We start from the raw sequence: 18204 nt of genomic DNA on the forward strand, positions 1-18204 counted from the left end.
GACCCCGGGCGCCCTCCCTCCCCACCGCCCCCTCGGCCGACCCGTGGAAGCACGACACTGACCAAGAAGCGGGCGGCCCCCACGTTCACCTCAGAGCACGCGGCACGGTCCGGCAGGGTCACCGCGTCGCGCCTGAGTAGCGTTCATACGAGAGCACGGCTCGTGGGCAGTGGGCAGTGGATCACGGGGAGCTCCCGGTTTCCGGGCCCCCTCCGGACGTCTCGCTCGGAGTCTTCGGTTGGATCAGGACCATCGGGTCGTTCCCTTTCAGCTGTTGCCAGATGCTCACCAGCGCCACCAGCTGGGCCACGAAGAACGCCAACTGCACCGAGGCTGTGCGCAGTTGGTACACAGACAGCAGCAGCGCCGCTTTCGTCGGCCAGTAGTGCCCCTCCTGACGGAACGTGTCGATGTCCATGGCGACCCCGGTCAGGGTGAGGATGAGCAGGGTCAGTGCCGCGTCCAGCGCCCAATTGCCGAAGAACTGGTCGAAAGCCTTGGTGAGGACCCAGTGCCCGGCCACCGGAGCGGCGTATACGAGGGAGAGGCCCAGCGCCTTCGTGGGCCCGCGCCGACCGGGCAGCACGCGCCACAGCGCGCCCAGGACGAAGCCCGCACCCGCCCAGCCTGCCTGTGAACCGATCACCTGCGTCAGAAGGTCGGCGAAGCCGAACCGCTCGTTGAAGTTGTCTCCCCACAAGGGCCCTCGGATCTGCTCCACCCAGAGACCGACAGCGGTGGCAGGCAGGGCGATCAGTGCCGAAAAGAACGCGGCGCGGCAGGCATTGTGCCACCAGGTAGCGCGTGGTCCCCACGCCAGTGCCAGTTCCACGGAGTCCACCGAGTCCGGCAGCGGTGCGCCGGTATACGGGACTGTGGCGCCGGGGGGAGTCCAGCGGTGCAAGTCATCGAGTTTCTGCTCCAATTGGGCTCGCTCAATGCCGTCCTGCTGCCCCTGCTCCAGACGGCGTAGTTGCGCATGCAGATCCCGGTACGTGCGCGCCGACTCGATCAGCCAGCCGCGGTCGGAGTCCTCGATCACCGAGTGCAGGGGCATCCCCGGAATGAGATCGCGCGCCAGCACCGAGCGCGGCTTCCCGAGGGCGAGGAGGAGATAGAGGGCGAGCAGGATGGACGGCACGGACACCAGCCACATTGCGAAGCCCGCGACCCAGCCGGGAGTCGGCACGATCCCCGCCACGTAGAACACGTTGATGACCAGGAGTTCCGTCGGCCCAGGATTGACGGGCGAAGCGCCGGGGGCCTCGGCGCGGGCCCGGAGAACGGCGACGAGCGCACCGATCAGGCTCAGCCACCAGATCCAGTAGTGGAACCAGTCGGGCAGGTCGGAGGGCAACCACGCCAAGTTGTTGTAGAGCTCCGCTATGTGCCAGCGGACGTACTCGTCGTCGCTGTCACCGATACTCAGCCAACTTTGCTGCTTCCACAGGTTCTGCGAGGCCCAGATGCTCATGGCCGTGAGGACGACCGCGACGGCGGCGCACACGGCGAGCACCCAGTGGGGGAAGTCACCTCGGGGCGCCGTTCCGAGAGCCTGGACGTCAACCGCCCGGCGCAGCCGTGTCAGGGACGCGGTGACACCCACCATCCAGACGAAGATCAGGCAACCGCACGCCAGCCCGAACCAGAGGAAACCCCATGTCTGTGTGAAGCGCTCGATGTCGGCGACGTTCTCCGTGGAAAGCCAGTGGTCGGCGGGCAGCCCGAACCATCCGGGTGCGCTCGCCACGACTCCGATGTACGCGGCGGCGAGCGACGCGGCTGCCCCGGCTGCCCGGCGGGGTCTGCCGAACAGGATCAGGCAGCCTCCGGCGAGCGTCGAGATCACCAGGTGGACGGCGACCCTGTGGTCCGGCCACCACATGAACACCTCGTGGTCGCCGAGGAAGCGGGGTGCTTGGTCATCCACCTCGAAGGCGAGCACTGCGGCGAACATGAGACAGGCCCACAGGAACAGATTCCGCCGGGTGGCCTCCTCCTCGGGGGTCGGCGACGACGACACCGGCTTGTCGCGCAGCCTTCTCACCAGGAAGAGAAGCACGGGGAAGAGCAAGAGGTCGTACGACAGCAAGGTCAGCGATCCCACGAGGTACCAGGGGCGCTCGCTCGCCAGGGCAGCCTGTGCCTTGGTCGCCGGTGGCTGGATCTGGATCCGCACGTCGGGCGGCTTGGCGTCCTTCTCCTGGGTCCAGGTCAGTTGGGTGTTGACCGGGCCCTTGGTCGGGGTGGGGGACACGCTGCGTGCCGCGCGTCCGCCCAGATCGACCGTGATCTCCTGCCACCAGGCCTTGTCCAAGGCAGGCGGACGCGCCAGGTGAAGCGTCCAGAGCCGCTTGCCGACGGTGATGCGCCACGGCCCGAAGTCCCGGTCCCGCACGGCGTCCACGTACGTGACGGCACGGTGCTCCACCGTGATCGACTTCTTCTGGATCGTCACCTTGGGCGGCCACGGGCGCCATTCCGTGTCCCGGTACGGATACGGGTCGTCGGGGTGGCGCAGTACGCACCGCATGGCCGCCCGGTACCGCTCGGTGTCTCCGTTGAGTAGCAGGTCCGGTGCAAGTCTCCAGGACTTGGGCACCTCCACGACGAGCCGGGTATCAGCCTTCGTATAGTCCTCGCCGTCGTGCTTGATCGACACCGAGGTCGTCGCCTTCGCGCTCTTCAACTGCTTCGATGCACAGTCCTCATACTGTGCCCAGGCGGTTCCCTCCAGTCCGAGCCCCGACAGGGCTAAGGACACCGCCAGGCACACCAGCAGAAGAACTCTTCGCAGCCCCCGCCCCAACAGGCTCCCCCTCGGCTTTGATGCACGCCCGCCTGACCTGCGCCCCCAGGCCCCGCATGTACCGGAGACACATACCCCCTCCACCCCGGTATGAAGACCTGATCAGCCGCGCACCGGGAAGTACTGCCGAGGCGTAACTCCCACAACCCGTCGGAACGCCGCCACGAAGGAACTGGCGGAGGCGTAACCGACCCTCCGGGCCACTGCCTCCGTCGTCAGGCCCTCGGCGAGCAGTGGCATCGCGGCTCGCATGCGCAGCTGCTCCCGCCACTGTCCGAAGGCCAGCCCCGTCTCGGCGACGAACAGGCGGGCCAGCGTGCGGGCGCTGGCGCCTACTTCGGTGCCCCACTCCGCCAACGGCCGTCCGTCCGCCGGGTGTTCGGCGAGCGCGCGAGCAACCGTCCGCGTACGCGGATCCCGGGGCTCGGTCACGGACACGCTCGTCACCGGTACTGGATGCAGGGCATCGAGGAGTACGGCTTCGGCGCGGGACCGGGCGTCCGGGGCGAGGTCGGTGCGTACGAGGTGGTCGATGAGAGCCCGGAGCAGGGGGCCCACGGACACGACCGTCGGCTCGGTCCACTCGATCCCCCGGGACGCGGCCGGGTCGATGTACGGGCTCCGCATGACGGCGTCGCCCTCGGCCTCCGTGGCGTGCGGCAGCCCGGCTGGGATCCAGAGGGCCAGCGAGGGCGGCAGCAGCCAGGCGCCGCGCTCGCTGCTCACCCGCAGCAACCCCTTGGTGGCCCAGGCGAGTTGGTGGAACGTGTGCCAGTGTCGGCCGAATCCGCTTCCCCTCGGCATCGCGAAGTGGCCGATGAAGATCGCGGTGGCGGTCGGCCGTCCGGCCGGACGGCCGGCTGCCTGTCCGTTTCCCCGTCCGCCTGCCCGTCCGTCCCCCTCTCCGCCTCCGCCTCCCTGTCCGTCTGCCTGTCCGTCTGGCGACATGAGACGGCAGCGTAGCCCGTGTCGGACACGGTGGTCCCGTTCGTACCGTCGCCTTATGCCGATGAACCGAGCACACCGCAAACTCTGCAGCTCCGAGAAGTGGGCGCGGACCACGAAGGACCTCATCCTTCCCTGGGCCCTCGAGGACGTACGCCTCGGCGACGACGTACTGGAGATCGGTCCGGGGTACGGGGCGAATCTGCGCGTACTGATCGAACAGGTTCCCCGTGTCACGGCCGTCGAGATCGACGAGGCCACCGCGGCCCTGCTGGAGCGCAAGTGGGGCGACCGGGCCCGGATCGTCCACGCGGACGGGGCCGCGATGCCGCTGCCGGACCAGAGTTTCTCGTCCGTCGTCTGCTTTGTGATGCTCCACCATGTGCCGACGGCCGCCCAGCAGGACCGGATCTTCGCGGAGGCGCACCGCGTGCTGCGCCCCGGGGGTGTCTTCGCGGGGTGCGACAGCCAGCCGAGTTTCGGTTTCCGGGTGCTGCACTTCCGCGACACGATGAACACGGTGCCTCCGGACGGGCTTCCGGGGCGGCTGGCGAAAGCCGGCTTCGAGAACGTGTCGATGGATCAGCATCCGAAATCCGGCGCAGTCCGCTTCCGCGCCGAACGTCCTTGAACTGTTTGCCCCCTTCGAGCTTCGACGGGAGCCTCAGCAGCGCGCCCTGCCGTAGTGCCGGGCCAGCGCGTGGAAGGCCTGCTTCGGCTCCCAGCGCCAGTTCGAGCTCGGCCTCTCGGCGTGTTCACACGGCGCCGCCCGTTCTCACTCCGCGAACCGGCGTACGTACGTCCGCTGCCACGGTGTCTCCACGGCATGGCGGTCGTAGTGCCGGCGTACGAACGACACCGCCTCGTCGGGTGGTACGCCGTCCAGGACGGCCAGGCACGCCAGGGCCGTGCCCGTCCGGCCGCGGCCGCCTCCGCAGGCGATCTCTACGCGCTCGGCGGAGACTCCCGCACGCTCCCAGGACTCCGTCAGAACCTTCCGCGCGTACGCCCGGTCGCGGGGCAGCCAGAAGTCCGGCCACCTCAACCACCGTGTCTCCCAGGGGACTTCGGTCGGCTGCTTGCCGAGGAGGTACACGCCGTACGTCGGGCGAACCGCAGTGGGCTCGAGCCCGCGCCGCACCCCCCGGCCCCGCACCAGGCGCCCGGACGGCAGCCGCAGTACGCCGGTCGCCCCCTCGTCCCAAAGACCGTTCATCCGACCCCCCGTGACTCCTGTGCCGCCCTGGCCTCGATCCCCCGGAAATGTACCGCCATCGCCTTCTGCGCTCCCTCGACATCCCGCGCCCTCAGGGCGACCACTATGTCCCTGTGCCGACGCACGGTCATGTCGGGGGTCGGGTCGTCCGTCCAGCCGCGTACGCCGGCGACCCGCCGGAAGACGGTCCAGAAGGCGCCCAACAGCTGGGGCACCAGGGCGTTGCCGAGGGACGCGTAGAGCAACTCGTGGAACTCCCGGTCGAGTTCGGGGAAGGGAAGGCCCGCACGGCCGGCCTCCTCCATCCGCGTCACCACGGTCTCCAGCCGCTCCAGCTCCTCGTCGGTCAGGACGCCGGCGACGCGGCGTATGAGCCCCTCCTCCAGGACCTCCCTGACCTGGAGTATCTCCGTCAACGCGCTTGTGTCGTCGCCCTGTTGGGCCAGGGTACGGAAGGTGAGGCCGTCGACGAGCGGGGTCAGGGAGGCCTGGCCGACGTACGTCCCGTAGCCGTGTCTGATCTCCACTATGTCGAGGGCCTGGAGTGCTTTCAGGGCCTCGCGGACGGAGTTGCGGCTGACGCCGAGGGACTCCATCAGTTCCGTCTCGGTGGGCAGGGGTGCGCCGGCCCGGAGCCTGCGGTCGAGGATCAGTTGCATGACCTCGCGCTGGATCTGGCCGCTGACCCGCCGCTCGCCGGCGGAGCGCGCCCGGGCGAGGGAGTTCCTGGGCTCGTCGGAAATGCGCCGCTCAGACATGCGCCGCATCGTACGCGCGTGGACGTCCCACGTCCCACCTCTGGGCAGGATCGCCCGCCGAGCGGGTACTGAACAGGCACGGAGCGGATCAGTGCCGGGTGCAGGGCGGGCCAATGCCGGGCGCGGAGCCAGCCAGTACCGGGCTCGGAGCGGGCCGGACCGGACACGGAGGGGCCGCTGATCGCCCGTCAACTGACCATATTTCACCCCGACATTGGTCGCACCTCTGGCAGAAACCGCATTCGTGCGCGATCCCTTGACCGCCCCCACGGGCCCTCTTATGGTCACGCTGCACCTATGACGTAGGACGTCGTATCTCCCACTCCTGGCTGGAGGAACCGTGCGCGACGCGACCCCCGCACCGGCGCTGCACCGCCGGTCGTTCCTGAAGTACTCCGGCGCCCTGGGCGCGGCCGCCGCGATCACCTCGACGCTCTCCGCCTGCTCGTCGGGGCCGGAGTCGACGAACGAGACGGGCGGCGACGGCGAGGGCGGCGACCGGACGCTCACCGCGGTGATCGGTTACGGCAACGACCAGAGCTGGGACCCGCTGATGACGGCCTCGGCGTTCTCGATGGCCGCCAACCACCACGTCTACGAGGGGCTGCTGGACACGGACCCGATCAGCCGCGAGCCGTACCCGGCCCTGGCGACCTCGATCCCGGCGGACCTCGCGGCGACGACCTGGAGGTTCACGCTGCGGGAGGGCGCGAAGTGGCACGACGGGCAGCCCGTCACCGCTGACGACGTCGTGTTCACGTACGAGCGGGTGCTGGATCCCGAGACGACGACGCTCGCCAAGAACTTCTTCGCGTCCTGGCTGAAGGAGGTGCGGAAGGTCGACGAGAAGTCGGTGGAACTCGTCCTCAGGTTTCCGTTCCCCGACGGGGCTCAGCGGCTGACGCTCGCCAAGATCATGCCCAAGCACGTGTTCTCGAAAGCGGGGGCGCTGGACGAGGCGACGACAGGGAAAGCGGTCGGCTCGGGACCGTACCGGCAGGTCGCGCACCACCCGAAGTCCAACACCACCTTCGAGGCGTTCGCCGACTACAACGGGCCGCGCAAGGCCGCGTTCAAGAAGATGAACTGGCTGACGATCGTGGACGCCGCGCCGCGCGTGGCGAAGATCTCGGGTTCGAGCGCGGGCGCGCAGATCTCCGACAACATTCCGTACGCCAATATCTCCCAGCTGGAAAAGGGCGGCATGAAGGTCGAGGGCGGGGCGGGGATGAATCACCTCTTCCTCCTCTTCAACACCGCCCACAAGCCGTTCGACGACGTACGGGTGCGGCAGGCGCTGCATCACGCGATCGACACGGAGAAGATGATCCAGGCGGCGCTGCGCGGTCACGGGAAGCCGGCGACGTCGTATCTCAACGAGGGAAATCCGACGTACCGGAAGGCGAAGACCGTCTACGCGTACGACCCGGACAAGGCCAAGGCGCTCCTGAGGGAGGCGGGGGTCAGCGGGCTGACGGTCAACCTGATGGCGGTCAACGTGAGCTGGATCGTGGACTGTCTGCCGACCATCAAGGCCTCGTGGGACGCCATCGGGGTGAAAACGACGCTCGAGCCGCAGGAAACGGCCGCTCTCTTCACGAAGCTCGATCAGAAGAAGGATTTCCAGGTGGTCGCGGCCGCCTCGAATCCCAATCAGTTCGGTCTCGACGCGGACCTGATCATGCATTACAACTACGGCCCCGGCAACACCTGGATGCGATACGCCCGCTGGGAGAACAACTCCGTGGCGAAGGATCTCTTCAAGCAGATGGACCAGGCCACGCAGGAACCCGACGCCGAGAAGAAGAAGCAGATGACGCAGGAGTACATCGATGTCGTCGCGGAGAACGCCGTCATCTACCCGGTCGTCCACAACGAGCTGATCACCGCCTGGGACGCGAAGGAACTCACGGGTATCCGGCCGCAACCGTACCCGGGGATAAACGTGCTCCAGGCGAAGTGGGTGTCTTAGCGCCGTATGGACGCTACGGGCCTCATGGGCTGGTCGCTCCCCCACTCTCGGCTTCTCCCCCGCTCTCGGCTTCGCTCGAGCGGGGGGACCCCCATGAGCGGGGGGACCTCCATCGCGGCGGAGCCGCATATGTCACAGCCCCGCGCCGCTGAAGGGGCGCTTGCCGATCAGGCGGATTTGACGAGGAGCCGGAATCAGCGAGGAGAGAAGTATCCGTGGTCGCGATCGTCAGAATTCTGGCCCGCCGTATCGCCCTGCTCGTTCCGCTGATGCTCGGGATCGTCCTGTTCGTTTTCCTGGTGATGCGGTTCTCGGACAGCGATCCGGCCTCCGCGTACTACCAGGGCGCGAACCCCACCGAGCAGCAACTGCACGACTTCCGGGAGCGCAACGGGCTGCTCGATCCGTTCCCGGTGCGTTACGTCGACTTCGTCGGGGACCTGCTCCGCGGCGACATGGGTGTCAGCGCGCTGACCAGGGCGCCCGTCGTCGACCAGGTCACCACCGCGCTGCCGCTCACCATGCAGCTGACGTTCCTGGGGCTCGGCATCGCGGTGGTGCTGTCCCTGCTCGGTGGGGTCACCGCCGCGATCTACCGGGACCGGCTGCCCGACCAGCTGATCCGGATCGTCTCGCTCACCGGCGTCGCGGCGCCCGGCTTCTGGCTGGCGCTGCTGATGATCCAGTACCTGGCGGTGGACTTCGGCTGGTTCCCGACCAGCGGCTACATCAACCCCGGGGACTCGCTCTCCGGCTGGCTGAAGACCATGACGCTGCCCGCGTTCGCGCTGTCGCTGCCGGTGGCCGCGCAGCTCACCCGGATCGTACGGACCGCCGTGGTCGAGGAGTTGGACAAGGACTACGTACGGACGGCCATCGGGAGCGGTCTGCCGCCGGTGGTCGTGGTGGGCCGGAACGTACTGCGCAACGCGCTCATCAACCCGCTGACCGTCCTGGGCCTGCGCGTCGGCTATCTGCTCGGCGGGGCGGTCGTCATCGAGACGATCTTCAATCTGCCGGGGATGGGGAAGCTGATGATCGACGCCGTGAAGAACGGCGATCCGGCCGTCGTGCAGGGGGGCGTCCTCACCATCGCGCTCGGGTTCGTGATCGTGAACCTGGTCATCGACATCCTCTATCTGCTGGTCAACCCGCGTCTGAGGAGTGCCGAAGCATGACCTTTTCGCGTACGCGGCTCGCGGCGGCCCTCGCCCGGCCCGGCATCCGCCTCAGGGGCTTCAGGCGGCTTCCCCTGATCTCGCGGATCGCCGTCGTCGTCATCGGCATCGTCGTCCTGACGGCTCTGCTCGCCCCGCTGATCGCCCCGCACGACCCGCTCGACCAGGCACCCCTGATCGACAACGGGAACGGCGAGGGCGCCCCCTCCGGCTCGCACTGGATGGGCCAGGACAGCCTGGGCCGCGACATCCTCAGCCGCCTCATGTACGGGGCGCGCTGGTCCCTCGCGATCGGTCTGGGCGCGACCGGTCTCGCGCTCGTCGTGGGCGCGGTGCTCGGTGCGATCGCGGCGACCTCGCGCAAGGCGGTCGACGAGACGCTGATGCGCTGCCTGGACATCATCATGGCGTTCCCGGGGATCGCGCTCGCGGCGGTGTTCGTCGCGGTGTTCGGCGGCAGCATCCCGATCCTCATCGGCGCGATCGCCTTCCTCTACATGCCGCCGATGGCACGGGTCGTACGGGCCAATGTGATGGACCAGTACGGCGAGGACTATGTGACGGCCGAGCGGGTCATCGGCGCGCGTACACCCCACATCGTGCTCAAGCACGTCGCCATCAACTGCGCCGCCCCGGTGCTGGTGTTCTGCACGGTGCAGGTCGCCGAGGCGATCGTCTTCGAGGCGTCGCTGTCCTTCATCGGCGCGGGTGTGCGGCCGCCGGACCCGTCCTGGGGCAGTGTCATCGCGGACGGCAAGAACATGGTGCTGACCGGGGGCTGGTGGGCGACCGTCTTCCCTGGCCTGCTGATGCTGGTCACCGTACTGTCGCTGAACATCCTCTCCGAGGGCGTCTCGGACGCGTGGGCGGCGCCTGCCGCGCGGGACGTCCCCGAGGCACAGCAGGAGAAGGACCGGCTCGAGGCCCCCGAGCCGGGCAGCGGAAAGGTCCTGGAGCTGCCGGGCCTGACGGAGGCGGCCCACCGACTGCGCACCCGGGCCCGGCCACTGCCCGACCCGGACGGCCGACCGGTGCTCAGCGTCGAGAACCTCGCCATCGGTTTCGACGCCCGCCACGGGGGTGTGGACATCGTCGACGGCATCAGTTTCGACGTACAGCCCGGTGAAGTCCTGGGCCTGGTGGGCGAGTCGGGCTGCGGCAAGTCGCTGACCGCGCTCGCGGTGATGGGCCTGGAGCCGAAGGGGGCTCGGGTGCGCGGCCATGTCCGGTTCGACCAGCGGCAGTTGGTGGGCGAACCGATGCGCGTACGCCGCAGGCTCCTGGGCCACCACATGGCGATGATCTACCAGGACGCCCTCTCCTCCCTGAACCCGGCGATGACGATCCGCGCCCAGCTGAAGCAGGTCGTACGGAGGGGCGGCAAGCGCTCCTCGACCGAACTCCTGGAACTGGTCGGCCTGGACCCCGAACGCACCCTGCGCAGCTACCCGCACGAACTCTCCGGGGGCCAGCGCCAGCGCGTCCTCATCGCCATGGCCCTCTCCCGCAGCCCCAAGCTGATCGTCGCCGACGAGCCGACCACGGCCCTGGACGTGACGGTCCAGGCGCAGATCATCGAGCTGCTGCTGCGCCTGCGCGCCGAGCTGGACTTCGCCCTGATCCTCGTCTCGCACGACCTGGCCCTCGTCGCGGACGTCACCGACCGGGTCGTCGTGATGTACGGGGGCCAGATCATCGAGACGGGAGTGACGGCGGACCTCGTGGAATCCCCGTCCCACCACTACACGCGCGGGCTGCTGGGCAGTGTCCTGTCGTTGGAGTCGGCGGCCGAGAGGATGACCCAGATCAAGGGGGTCGTACCGTCGCCGGCCGACTTCCCCGCCGGATGCCGGTTCGCCGACCGGTGCCCGATGGCGACGGAGGTGTGCCGTACGACGGCGCCGCGACTGGTTGGCCCGCGCCACCGCCACGAGGTCGCCTGCCATCACCCGGCGATCGCCCTGCCCGCTGCCGGGCCGGTCGAGCCGAGCGAGCCGACGGAAGCGAGGCCGTGACATGAGCCAAGTCGAAAACCGTCAACTCGCGAGCCCTCTCATCGAGTTGTCCGACGCCCACGTCGTCCACAAGGCGCGCACCGGCGGCCTGTTCGCGCGGGATCGCGTGTACGCCCTCACCGGCGCCGACCTCACCATCGCGCCCGGCGAGACGGTGGGCGTCGTCGGCGAGTCCGGCTGCGGGAAGTCGACGCTCGCGAAGGTGCTGGTGGGCGTGCAGAAGCCGACGTCCGGGACGGTGTCCTTCGGTGGCCGCGACCTGTGGACGATGAAGCCGGGAGAGCGCCGGGCCTCGGTGGGCGCCGGCACCGGCATGATCTTCCAGGACCCGTCGACGGCGTTGAATCGCAGGCTGACGGTACGGCAGATCCTGCGGGACCCCCTGGACGTCCACAAGCGCGGAACGGTCCCGCAGCGGGAGGAGCGCGTACGGGAGTTGATGTCCCTTGTGGGCCTTCCCAAGGTGCTGGCCGACGGGCTGCCGGGGCAGTTGTCGGGCGGGCAGCGGCAGCGTGTCGCCATCGCGCGGGCGCTGGCCCTCGACCCGGACCTGGTGGTGGCGGACGAGCCGACGAGCGCGCTGGACGTGTCGGTGCGCGCCCAGATCCTGAACCTGCTCCTGGATCTGAAGGAACGGCTGGGCCTGGCCCTCGTCTTCGTCTCGCACGACATCCAGACGGTCCGGCGGATGAGTGACCGTGTCATCACGATGTACCTCGGCCGGATCGTCGAGGAGTCCCCGGCCGAGGAGGTGACGGACCGGGCCCGGCATCCGTACACGCGCGCCCTCTTCTCGGCGACGCCGGGACTTCTGGACCCCATCGACCCGATTCCGCTGGTCGGGCCGGTGCCGTCCGCGACGCGGCCGCCGAGCGGGTGTCCGTTCCGGACGCGGTGCTGGAAGGCGGACTCGGTGTGCGCGGACGTGATGCCGGACTTCGAGGCCGCGGTGTCGTCGGCAGCGGCGTCGGCGTCGGCGGCACCGGCGTCGGTGGCAGCCGTGTCGTCGGCCGCGGGGCACCGCTTCCGGTGCCACCATCCGGTGGAGGACGGTCAGTCCACGCGTGACCTCGTGGCACAGGCCGTCGCCACCGTCCCGGAGGCCACCGCCATGGCCGACATCCCCGCCCAGAAGCAGACCTGACCTGACTGGATCTGACCAGATCCGCAGCACTCCCAGGGAGCCTTGATGACCATTCCCGCCCCGCTGACCGGTGTCGTCCCGCCCGTCTGCACGCCCCTGACACCGGACCGCGAGGTGGATGTACCGTCGTTGATCAGGCTGGTGGACCACCTGGTGGAGGGCGGCGTGGACGGGCTGTTCGTGCTCGGCTCGTCGTCAGAGGCAGCGTACTTGACGGACCGTCAGCGTCAGCTCGTCGTCGAAGCGGTCGTCGGCCATGTCGCCGGCCAACTGCCCGTGCTGGCCGGGGCCATCGACATGACGACTCCTCGCGTCCTGGACCACGTCCGGTACGTGACCGAAGCGGGCGCCGATGCCGTCGTCGTCACCGCACCCTTCTACACCAGTACCCACCCGGCGGAGATCGCCCGCCACTACCGGCTCATTGCCTCGCGCTCTTCGGTGCCGGTCTTCGCGTACGACCTCCCCGTGTCCGTCCACTCCAAGCTGAGCGCGGAGTCGGTGCTGGAGCTGGCCTCGGAGGGGGTACTGGCCGGGCTGAAGGACTCCAGTGGTGACCAGGGGGGCTTCCGGGCCGTCGTGACCGGGGCTCGCGCGCACCCCGCCGTCTCGGGGTTCTCTGTCCTCACCGGGTCCGAGCTTGTCGTCGACACGGCGCTGGCCATGGGGGCGGACGGGGCCGTGCCCGGGCTGGGGAATGTGGATCCGCACGGATACGCGCGGCTGTACCGCCTCTGCCGTGAGGGGGACTGGGAGCGGGCCCGGGCCGAACAGGAGCGGTTGTGCGCGTTGTTCGGGATGGTGCGGGTGGGGGATTCGGGGCGGATGGGTGGGAGTTCGTCGGGGCTCGGGGCGTTCAAGGCGGCGCTGTACCTGCGAGGGGTTATCGACTGTCCGGTTACCGCCGAGCCGCAGGTTCCGTTGTCGGCGGGGGAGGTTGAGCGGGTGGGGAAGTATCTGGCGGGGGCGGGGTTGCTGTAAGGGATGTCTTCGCCTTGGTGAAGGACGCTCCCGCGTGCGTACTGCGCCAGATCGCCGTGGACGGACTGACGCGCGGTCGGGACGGAGAGCCGGAGAAGGGGAGAGGAGCCCCAGGCCCAGCCCCGGAACCCGTAGATCCGCTCCCCCGGACTCAGACAGCCCCAGGTATCACAAGCCCCGACTCATACGCCACGATCACCAGCTGCGCCCGGTCCCGAGCCCCCAGCTTCCCCATGATCCGGCTGACATGAGTCTTCGCGGTGAGCGGACTGAGCTCCAACGCCTCCGCGATCTCCGTGTTGTTGAGCCCGCGCGCGACCAACGTGAGCACCTGCCGCTCCCGTTCGGACAACCCGCCCGGCCCACCGGCCGGGGACGTCGCGGCATGCGGCGCGCGCAGAAAGCGGGCGATGAGCCGCGAGGTGGGCCCGGGCGAGAGGAGGGACTCCCCCGCGGCCACCGTCCGGATGGCGTCGAGGAGCTCGGCGGGCCTGATGTCCTTCACGAGGAAGCCGGAGGCCCCGGCCCGCAGCGCCTCGACGATGTGCTCGTCGGTGTCGTACGTCGTCAGGACGAGCACCTTCACCCCGGCGAGATCATCGTCGGCGGCGATGAGACGGGTCGCCTCGATCCCGTCGAGGTCCGGCATGCGGATGTCCATCACGACGAGATCGGCCCGCGCGGACCGGGCCAGCTCCACGGCCTCCCGCCCGGTACCCGCCTCGGCGACGACCTCCATGTCCCCGGCCGACGCGACGAGCATCGCGAAGGAGGCCCGGACGAGGGTCTGGTCGTCGGCGAGCAGTACGCGGATCGTCATCGGGCGTCCTCCCGGGGCAGCGGCAGCGCGGCGACGACCTCGAAGCCCTCGGCGGGCCTCGGGCCGGCGTCCAGTGTGCCGCCCACGCTGCGGGCCCGCTCGCGCATCCCGACGAGCCCGAACCCGGGCGCGCCGTCGGACCCACCCGCCCCGGCCGACGCTCCCGCCGCGGGGGATCCACCCGCGCCATCGTCCGTGACGCTCACCCGCAGGGCGCCGTCCGCGGTCCACAGGCCCACCCGGACCGTGAGATCGTCGCGGCGTCCATGGCGTACGGCATTGGTGAGCGCCTCCTGCACGATCCGGTAGGCGGCGGCTCCCACGGAGGGCGGTACGCCGTCCGCGCGCACGGACAGTTCGACCTTGGCTCCGGCGAGCCTGGCCGCCTCCGCGAGATCGGGCAGCCCGTCGAGCCCGGGCAGGGGGCCGCGACAGCCCTGGGCTCCGGGCCCTGCCCCGGAGCCCAGCCCCGCCCCTGCCCCGACGTCCACGTCCTGCCCCCTCAGCACCTCCAGCGTCGTACGCAACTCCCCCCGGGCCGTCCGGCACGTCTCCGCGATGTCGTCCAGCGCCTGGGCGACGGCCGTGCGGTCGAGCCGTTCCGGGTCGGCGGCGAGCACGTGCGCGGCCACGGAGGTCTGCACGCCGATCAGCGTGATGCTGTGGGCGAGCAGGTCGTGCAGGTCCCGGGCGACCCGCAGCCGCTCTTCGGCGACGCGGCGCCGGGCCTCCTCCTCGCGCGTACGCTCGGCGCGCTCGGCGCGTTCCAGGACGGAGGCGATGTACTGGCGGTGGACGCGGACGTATCCGCCGAAGACCAGGACGGCGACGATCCAGCCGGAGATCCGCAGCAACTCCACCATCCCGTCGAGGTTGGTGAGCGCGTTGAGGATCAGCGTCACCACGACCACGATGGAGCCGGTGATCAGCGTGCGGCGGGCCGTCCTGGTTGCGGCGACCGTGTAGAGGGTCACCATGGTCGGGGCGATAGGGGCGCTGTGGTTGTTGTCGAGCGCGTGGTACGGCGCCACCAGAGCCACCATGATGAGGAGCACCAGCATCGGGCTGCGCCTGCGCCACACGATCGGCACATGGCAGGCGAGCAGCAGGGTCCAGCCGAGGGCGTCGGGTCGGCTGCCGTCCTTGACGTACAGGGCCAGCACGGAGTCGACAACCGCCAGGCCAAGGGCGAGGCAGGCGTCGTAGCGGAGGCCGTCGGGTCCGCTGCCGACGCGGAACCGTTCGGCGAAGGTGAGCTTCTCAGTTGCCTGCACGGGGGTCATCTTCCGGGGGGAAGGCCCGCCTCCGCGAGGGAGGCGGGCCCCAATCATTGTCGGCCTGGGCTCAGGCACCGACGGGCTCCCGCTCCGGGGTCGGCGGCGACGAGCCGGCGTCCGGCTCCGGCGCCTGCGACAGCCGCCCCGGCCACCACACCTTCCGCCGCAGGGCGACGCTGGCGCTGGTCACCAGATACGTCCGTACGAGGAAGGTGTCGAGCAGCACTCCGACGGAGATCACGAAGCCCAGTTCGACCAGTTGCACCAGGCCCATGTTCATCAGCACGGCGAAGGTCGCGGCGAGGACGAGACCGGCGGAGGCGATGACACCGCCCGTCGTCCGCAGCGCGGTGAGCGCGGCGGTCACCGGTTCGACGCCCGCCAGGGACTCCTCCCTCATCCGGTGCATCAGGAAGATGCCGTAGTCGACGCCGAGGGCGACGAGGAACACGAAGGACAGCAGTCCGAGCCCCGGATCGGTCCCCTCGAACCCGAAGACCGGGCCGAAGACCAGCCCGCCGATGCCGAGCGCCGCGCCCCACACGGCGACCACGGCGGCCACCAGCAGAAGTGGCGCGACCAGGCTGCGCAGCAGCGCGACCAGGATCAGCAGCACGGAGGCGAGAACGAGCGGCACGACGATCTTCATGTCGCTGAAGTTGGTGCCCTTCAGGTCGAGCTGCTCGGCGCTGGGACCGCCGAGGTAGGAGCCGTCGAGCTGGGAGCGCAGGGACTTGATCGTGGCGGTCTCGCCCGCCGACTGGGGCGCGTCCTTCGCGACGACGGAGATCTCCGTCCAGCCGTCTCCGCTGCGCCCGCGCTCGGCGCTGGCGACGCCGTCGTGGTCGCGCACCTTCGCCAGCGTGTCGTCGGCCTGTCCGCTGGGGGTGATCACGTTGATCGGCTGACTGCTCCGCTCGGGATAGGCGGCGGCGAGCGTCTCCATCGCGACGACCGCGTCGGGCTTGTCGACGAAGGAGTCCTCCTGCTTGACCGTCCCGGGCAGGTTCAGCATGCCCAGCGCGAGGGCGCCGAGCAGGACCACTCCGCCCCCGAGCACGGCCAGCGGCCGCCGCCCGGCGGAACTGCCCATCGCGGCGAACAGCGACCTGCGCTCCTTCGGCCGGCTCCCGAACGCGGGCACCAGCGGCCAGAACACCCGGCGGCCGAACAGCACAAGGAGCGCGGGCAGCAGCGTCAGCATCGCGAGGAGCGCGGACAGTACGCCGACGGTGCCCATCGGGCCCATGCCGCGGCTGCTGTTGAGGTCGGCGGCGAGCAGGCACAGCAGTCCCACGGCGACCGTGCCGGACGAGGCGAGAACGGCAGGGCCACAGCCGCGCAGGGCGGCCCGCATCGCGTCGTACGGCCGCTCTGTGCGCCGCAGTTCCTCCCGGTAGCGGGCGATCAGCAGCAGCGCGTAGTCGGTGCCCGCGCCGAACACGAGGATCGTCATGATGCCCGTGCTCTGGCCGGAGATGGTCGTGCCGAAGGCCGAGTGGAGGCCGTAGGCGACGCCCATCGAGAGGTAGTTGGCGACGCCCGCGACGGCGAGCGGCACGAGCCACAGCAGGGGGCTGCGGTAGATGATGATCAGCAGGATCGCGACCACGCCGACGGTGGTGTAGAGCAGCGGGCCGTCGAGCGAGTTGTAGACCTCACCGGCGTCGGTGGCCAGCGCCCCCGGGCCGCCCACGTCGACGCTCAGCCCGCCCTCCCCGTGGGCGACATCCCGTACGTCGTTGACGAACGCGTCCCGGAGCTCCTCGTCGGTCCCGGGCTCGTTGCTGGCGACCGGGTACATCAGGGTGGTCCCGTCCTCGGACGGCACGCCCTTCGGGGTTCCGGTCAGCCGGTTCGCGCCCGCGATCTCGTCGACCTGCTGCCGCGCCGTCGTACGGTCGGCCGCGGTGAGCCCGCCGTCCCGGTGGTAGACGAGCACGATCTCGGTCGTCTCACCCCCCGGCAACTGCTCCTCGATCTCGGCCACTTGGGTCGAGTCCGCACTCGCCGGCAGATAGTCCACGGCTCGGTCGTGCTGCACGTCGGACAGCTTCGACGCGAACGGGCTCACGAAGGCGAGCAGGCCCACCCAGAGCCCGAGCAGCACCCAGGGCACAGCTCGTCGCCGCGTACGCGTGGTTGTCTTTCCGGACCCCATGTCGGGATCCCCCCTCCTGAACCGGTGTCTGGACATGACCAGACTCCCGGCGTGGGGCGCCCGAGTCGTCGGGCGGGAGGGCGAGGCCGGGGGTACGGCGGGGGGTGACCGCGGGGGCGGATTACTCCCGGGGGAGTAACAGGAGGGAGTACGCGCCGGCGTCCTACGACGGCGTTTTCCGGCGCCCTACGACGGCGTACGTGCCGCCGCCAGCAGCCTGGTCACGTCGTCCGCGCAGATCGTCAGCGCCGAGCCCACCGTCACGAGGGTCTCGCGTTCGGCGGGGGTGTAGGGGCCGTCGGCGAGGGCGATGCGGGCGCCCTGGAGGAGGATGGCCTCGCGGCCGGTGGGGGCGAGGTGGGGGGCCAGCGGGTCCAGGGCCTCGTGGAGCTCTATGGCCAGGCCGGGTCCGCAGGGTTCGCCGAGGACGCGGCCGGTGTCGGCGACGACGGCCTCGACGAGAGCGGCGAGCTGGTCCTCCGAGCAGTCGTCGAAGCCGGCGGAGCGGACGGCGCAGGCGGCGGTCTCCAGGGACGTACGGGCGCAGCTGCCGTCGGCGGCGAGGACGGCGAGGGCGACGGTGTGGACGGCGTCGCGGAGCATCGCGGAGAAGCGGGTCGTGGTGGGGTGGTCGAGGACGTCCGCGCTGTAGTGGTGGCGGCAGGCGGCGCACTCGACGACGGGGCCCGTCTCGCCGCGCGGCAGGAGCGGGACGCCGAAGAAGGTGAAGCGGCGGCGGCCGGTGAGGCGCTGGTAGTTTCGGTCGCCTCCGCAGCCGGGGCAGAAGAACTCGCCGTCGCCGACGGTGGTCCACGCCGTACGGGATCCCAGGATGCGCGAAACGCCGGTGGCGCCAGTGGCGCCGTTCCGGACAAATCGTTCGTTTCGTCCCCATCCAGGCAGCACGTCGCACCTCCGTAACGCCGCG

Annotated in this window: 14 protein-coding genes; 6 read left to right on the forward strand and 8 right to left on the reverse strand. The window is 70.0% G+C overall.

The annotated features are described in order from the left end of the window. Positions 1-181: 181 nt before the first annotated feature. Together ACTWQR_RS51335 and ACTWQR_RS51340 are read right to left on the reverse strand one after the other, a co-directional pair. Entirely contained in the window at positions 182-2764 is a 2583-nt protein-coding gene (locus tag ACTWQR_RS51335; protein WP_443234244.1) for a DUF6185 family protein, read from the reverse strand. Positions 2765-2911: 147 nt separating this feature from the next. After that, positions 2912-3757 (reverse strand): AraC family transcriptional regulator, encoded by an 846-nt coding sequence (locus tag ACTWQR_RS51340; protein ID WP_443234245.1) that lies wholly within the window; start codon positions 3755-3757, stop codon positions 2912-2914. A gap of 55 nt (positions 3758-3812) precedes the next feature. On the opposite strand from ACTWQR_RS51340, the gene ACTWQR_RS51345 reads away from it, so the two are divergent. Then, positions 3813-4385 (forward strand): class I SAM-dependent methyltransferase, encoded by a 573-nt coding sequence (locus tag ACTWQR_RS51345; RefSeq protein ID WP_443234246.1) that lies wholly within the window; start codon positions 3813-3815, stop codon positions 4383-4385. Positions 4386-4529: 144 nt separating this feature from the next. Here ACTWQR_RS51345 and ACTWQR_RS51350 read toward each other — a convergent pair whose 3' ends face one another. Both ACTWQR_RS51350 and ACTWQR_RS51355 read right to left on the reverse strand, forming a co-directional pair. Beyond that, positions 4530-4970: a protein-tyrosine phosphatase family protein gene (locus ACTWQR_RS51350; protein WP_443234247.1), complete on the reverse strand. Its 441-nt coding sequence runs from the start codon at positions 4968-4970 to the stop codon at positions 4530-4532. Next, the gene (locus ACTWQR_RS51355) at positions 4967-5728 is read right to left on the reverse strand and encodes a FadR/GntR family transcriptional regulator (RefSeq protein WP_443234248.1); all 762 of its coding nucleotides are present in this window, start codon (positions 5726-5728) and stop codon (positions 4967-4969) included. Before ACTWQR_RS51355 ends, ACTWQR_RS51350 begins: the two co-directional genes overlap by 4 nt. 340 nt (positions 5729-6068) lie before the next feature. Between ACTWQR_RS51355 and ACTWQR_RS51360 the strand changes: the two genes are divergently transcribed. From ACTWQR_RS51360 to ACTWQR_RS51380, 5 genes are all read left to right on the forward strand, one after another. Next, positions 6069-7700 (forward strand): ABC transporter substrate-binding protein, encoded by a 1632-nt coding sequence (locus ACTWQR_RS51360; protein ID WP_443234249.1) that lies wholly within the window; start codon positions 6069-6071, stop codon positions 7698-7700. Between the two features lie 215 nt (positions 7701-7915). Further along, positions 7916-8878, forward strand: a complete 963-nt coding sequence (locus ACTWQR_RS51365; RefSeq protein WP_443234250.1) for an ABC transporter permease — start codon at positions 7916-7918, stop codon at positions 8876-8878. Then, a complete protein-coding gene (locus ACTWQR_RS51370) occupies positions 8875-10893 on the forward strand; it encodes a dipeptide/oligopeptide/nickel ABC transporter permease/ATP-binding protein (RefSeq protein ID WP_443234251.1) in 2019 nt (672 codons plus the stop codon). Before ACTWQR_RS51365 ends, ACTWQR_RS51370 begins: the two co-directional genes overlap by 4 nt. A gap of 1 nt (position 10894) precedes the next feature. Continuing rightward, positions 10895-12037: an oligopeptide/dipeptide ABC transporter ATP-binding protein gene (locus tag ACTWQR_RS51375; protein ID WP_443234252.1), complete on the forward strand. Its 1143-nt coding sequence runs from the start codon at positions 10895-10897 to the stop codon at positions 12035-12037. Positions 12038-12082: 45 nt separating this feature from the next. Beyond that, positions 12083-13018: a dihydrodipicolinate synthase family protein gene (locus tag ACTWQR_RS51380; protein ID WP_443234253.1), complete on the forward strand. Its 936-nt coding sequence runs from the start codon at positions 12083-12085 to the stop codon at positions 13016-13018. A gap of 151 nt (positions 13019-13169) precedes the next feature. Here the strand turns inward: ACTWQR_RS51380 and ACTWQR_RS51385 are convergent, their stop codons facing one another. The 4 genes from ACTWQR_RS51385 to ACTWQR_RS51400 all read right to left on the reverse strand — a co-directional run bounded on the left by ACTWQR_RS51385 (position 13170) and on the right by ACTWQR_RS51400 (position 18182). Further along, the gene (locus ACTWQR_RS51385) at positions 13170-13838 is read right to left on the reverse strand and encodes a response regulator (protein ID WP_443234254.1); all 669 of its coding nucleotides are present in this window, start codon (positions 13836-13838) and stop codon (positions 13170-13172) included. Next, complete coding sequence (locus tag ACTWQR_RS51390) at positions 13835-15121, reverse strand: sensor histidine kinase (RefSeq protein ID WP_443234255.1); 1287 nt, start codon at positions 15119-15121, stop codon at positions 13835-13837. Before ACTWQR_RS51390 ends, ACTWQR_RS51385 begins: the two co-directional genes overlap by 4 nt. Positions 15122-15182: 61 nt before the next feature. Then, positions 15183-17276 (reverse strand): MMPL family transporter, encoded by a 2094-nt coding sequence (locus ACTWQR_RS51395; RefSeq protein WP_443234256.1) that lies wholly within the window; start codon positions 17274-17276, stop codon positions 15183-15185. Positions 17277-17462: 186 nt separating this feature from the next. Further along, positions 17463-18182, reverse strand: a complete 720-nt coding sequence (locus tag ACTWQR_RS51400) for a TerB family tellurite resistance protein (RefSeq protein ID WP_443234257.1) — start codon at positions 18180-18182, stop codon at positions 17463-17465. Positions 18183-18204: the final 22 nt, after the last annotated feature.

The organism is Streptomyces sp. 2A115, from assembly GCF_052245575.1.
In the GTDB taxonomy this organism is placed as follows: domain Bacteria; phylum Actinomycetota; class Actinomycetes; order Streptomycetales; family Streptomycetaceae; genus Streptomyces.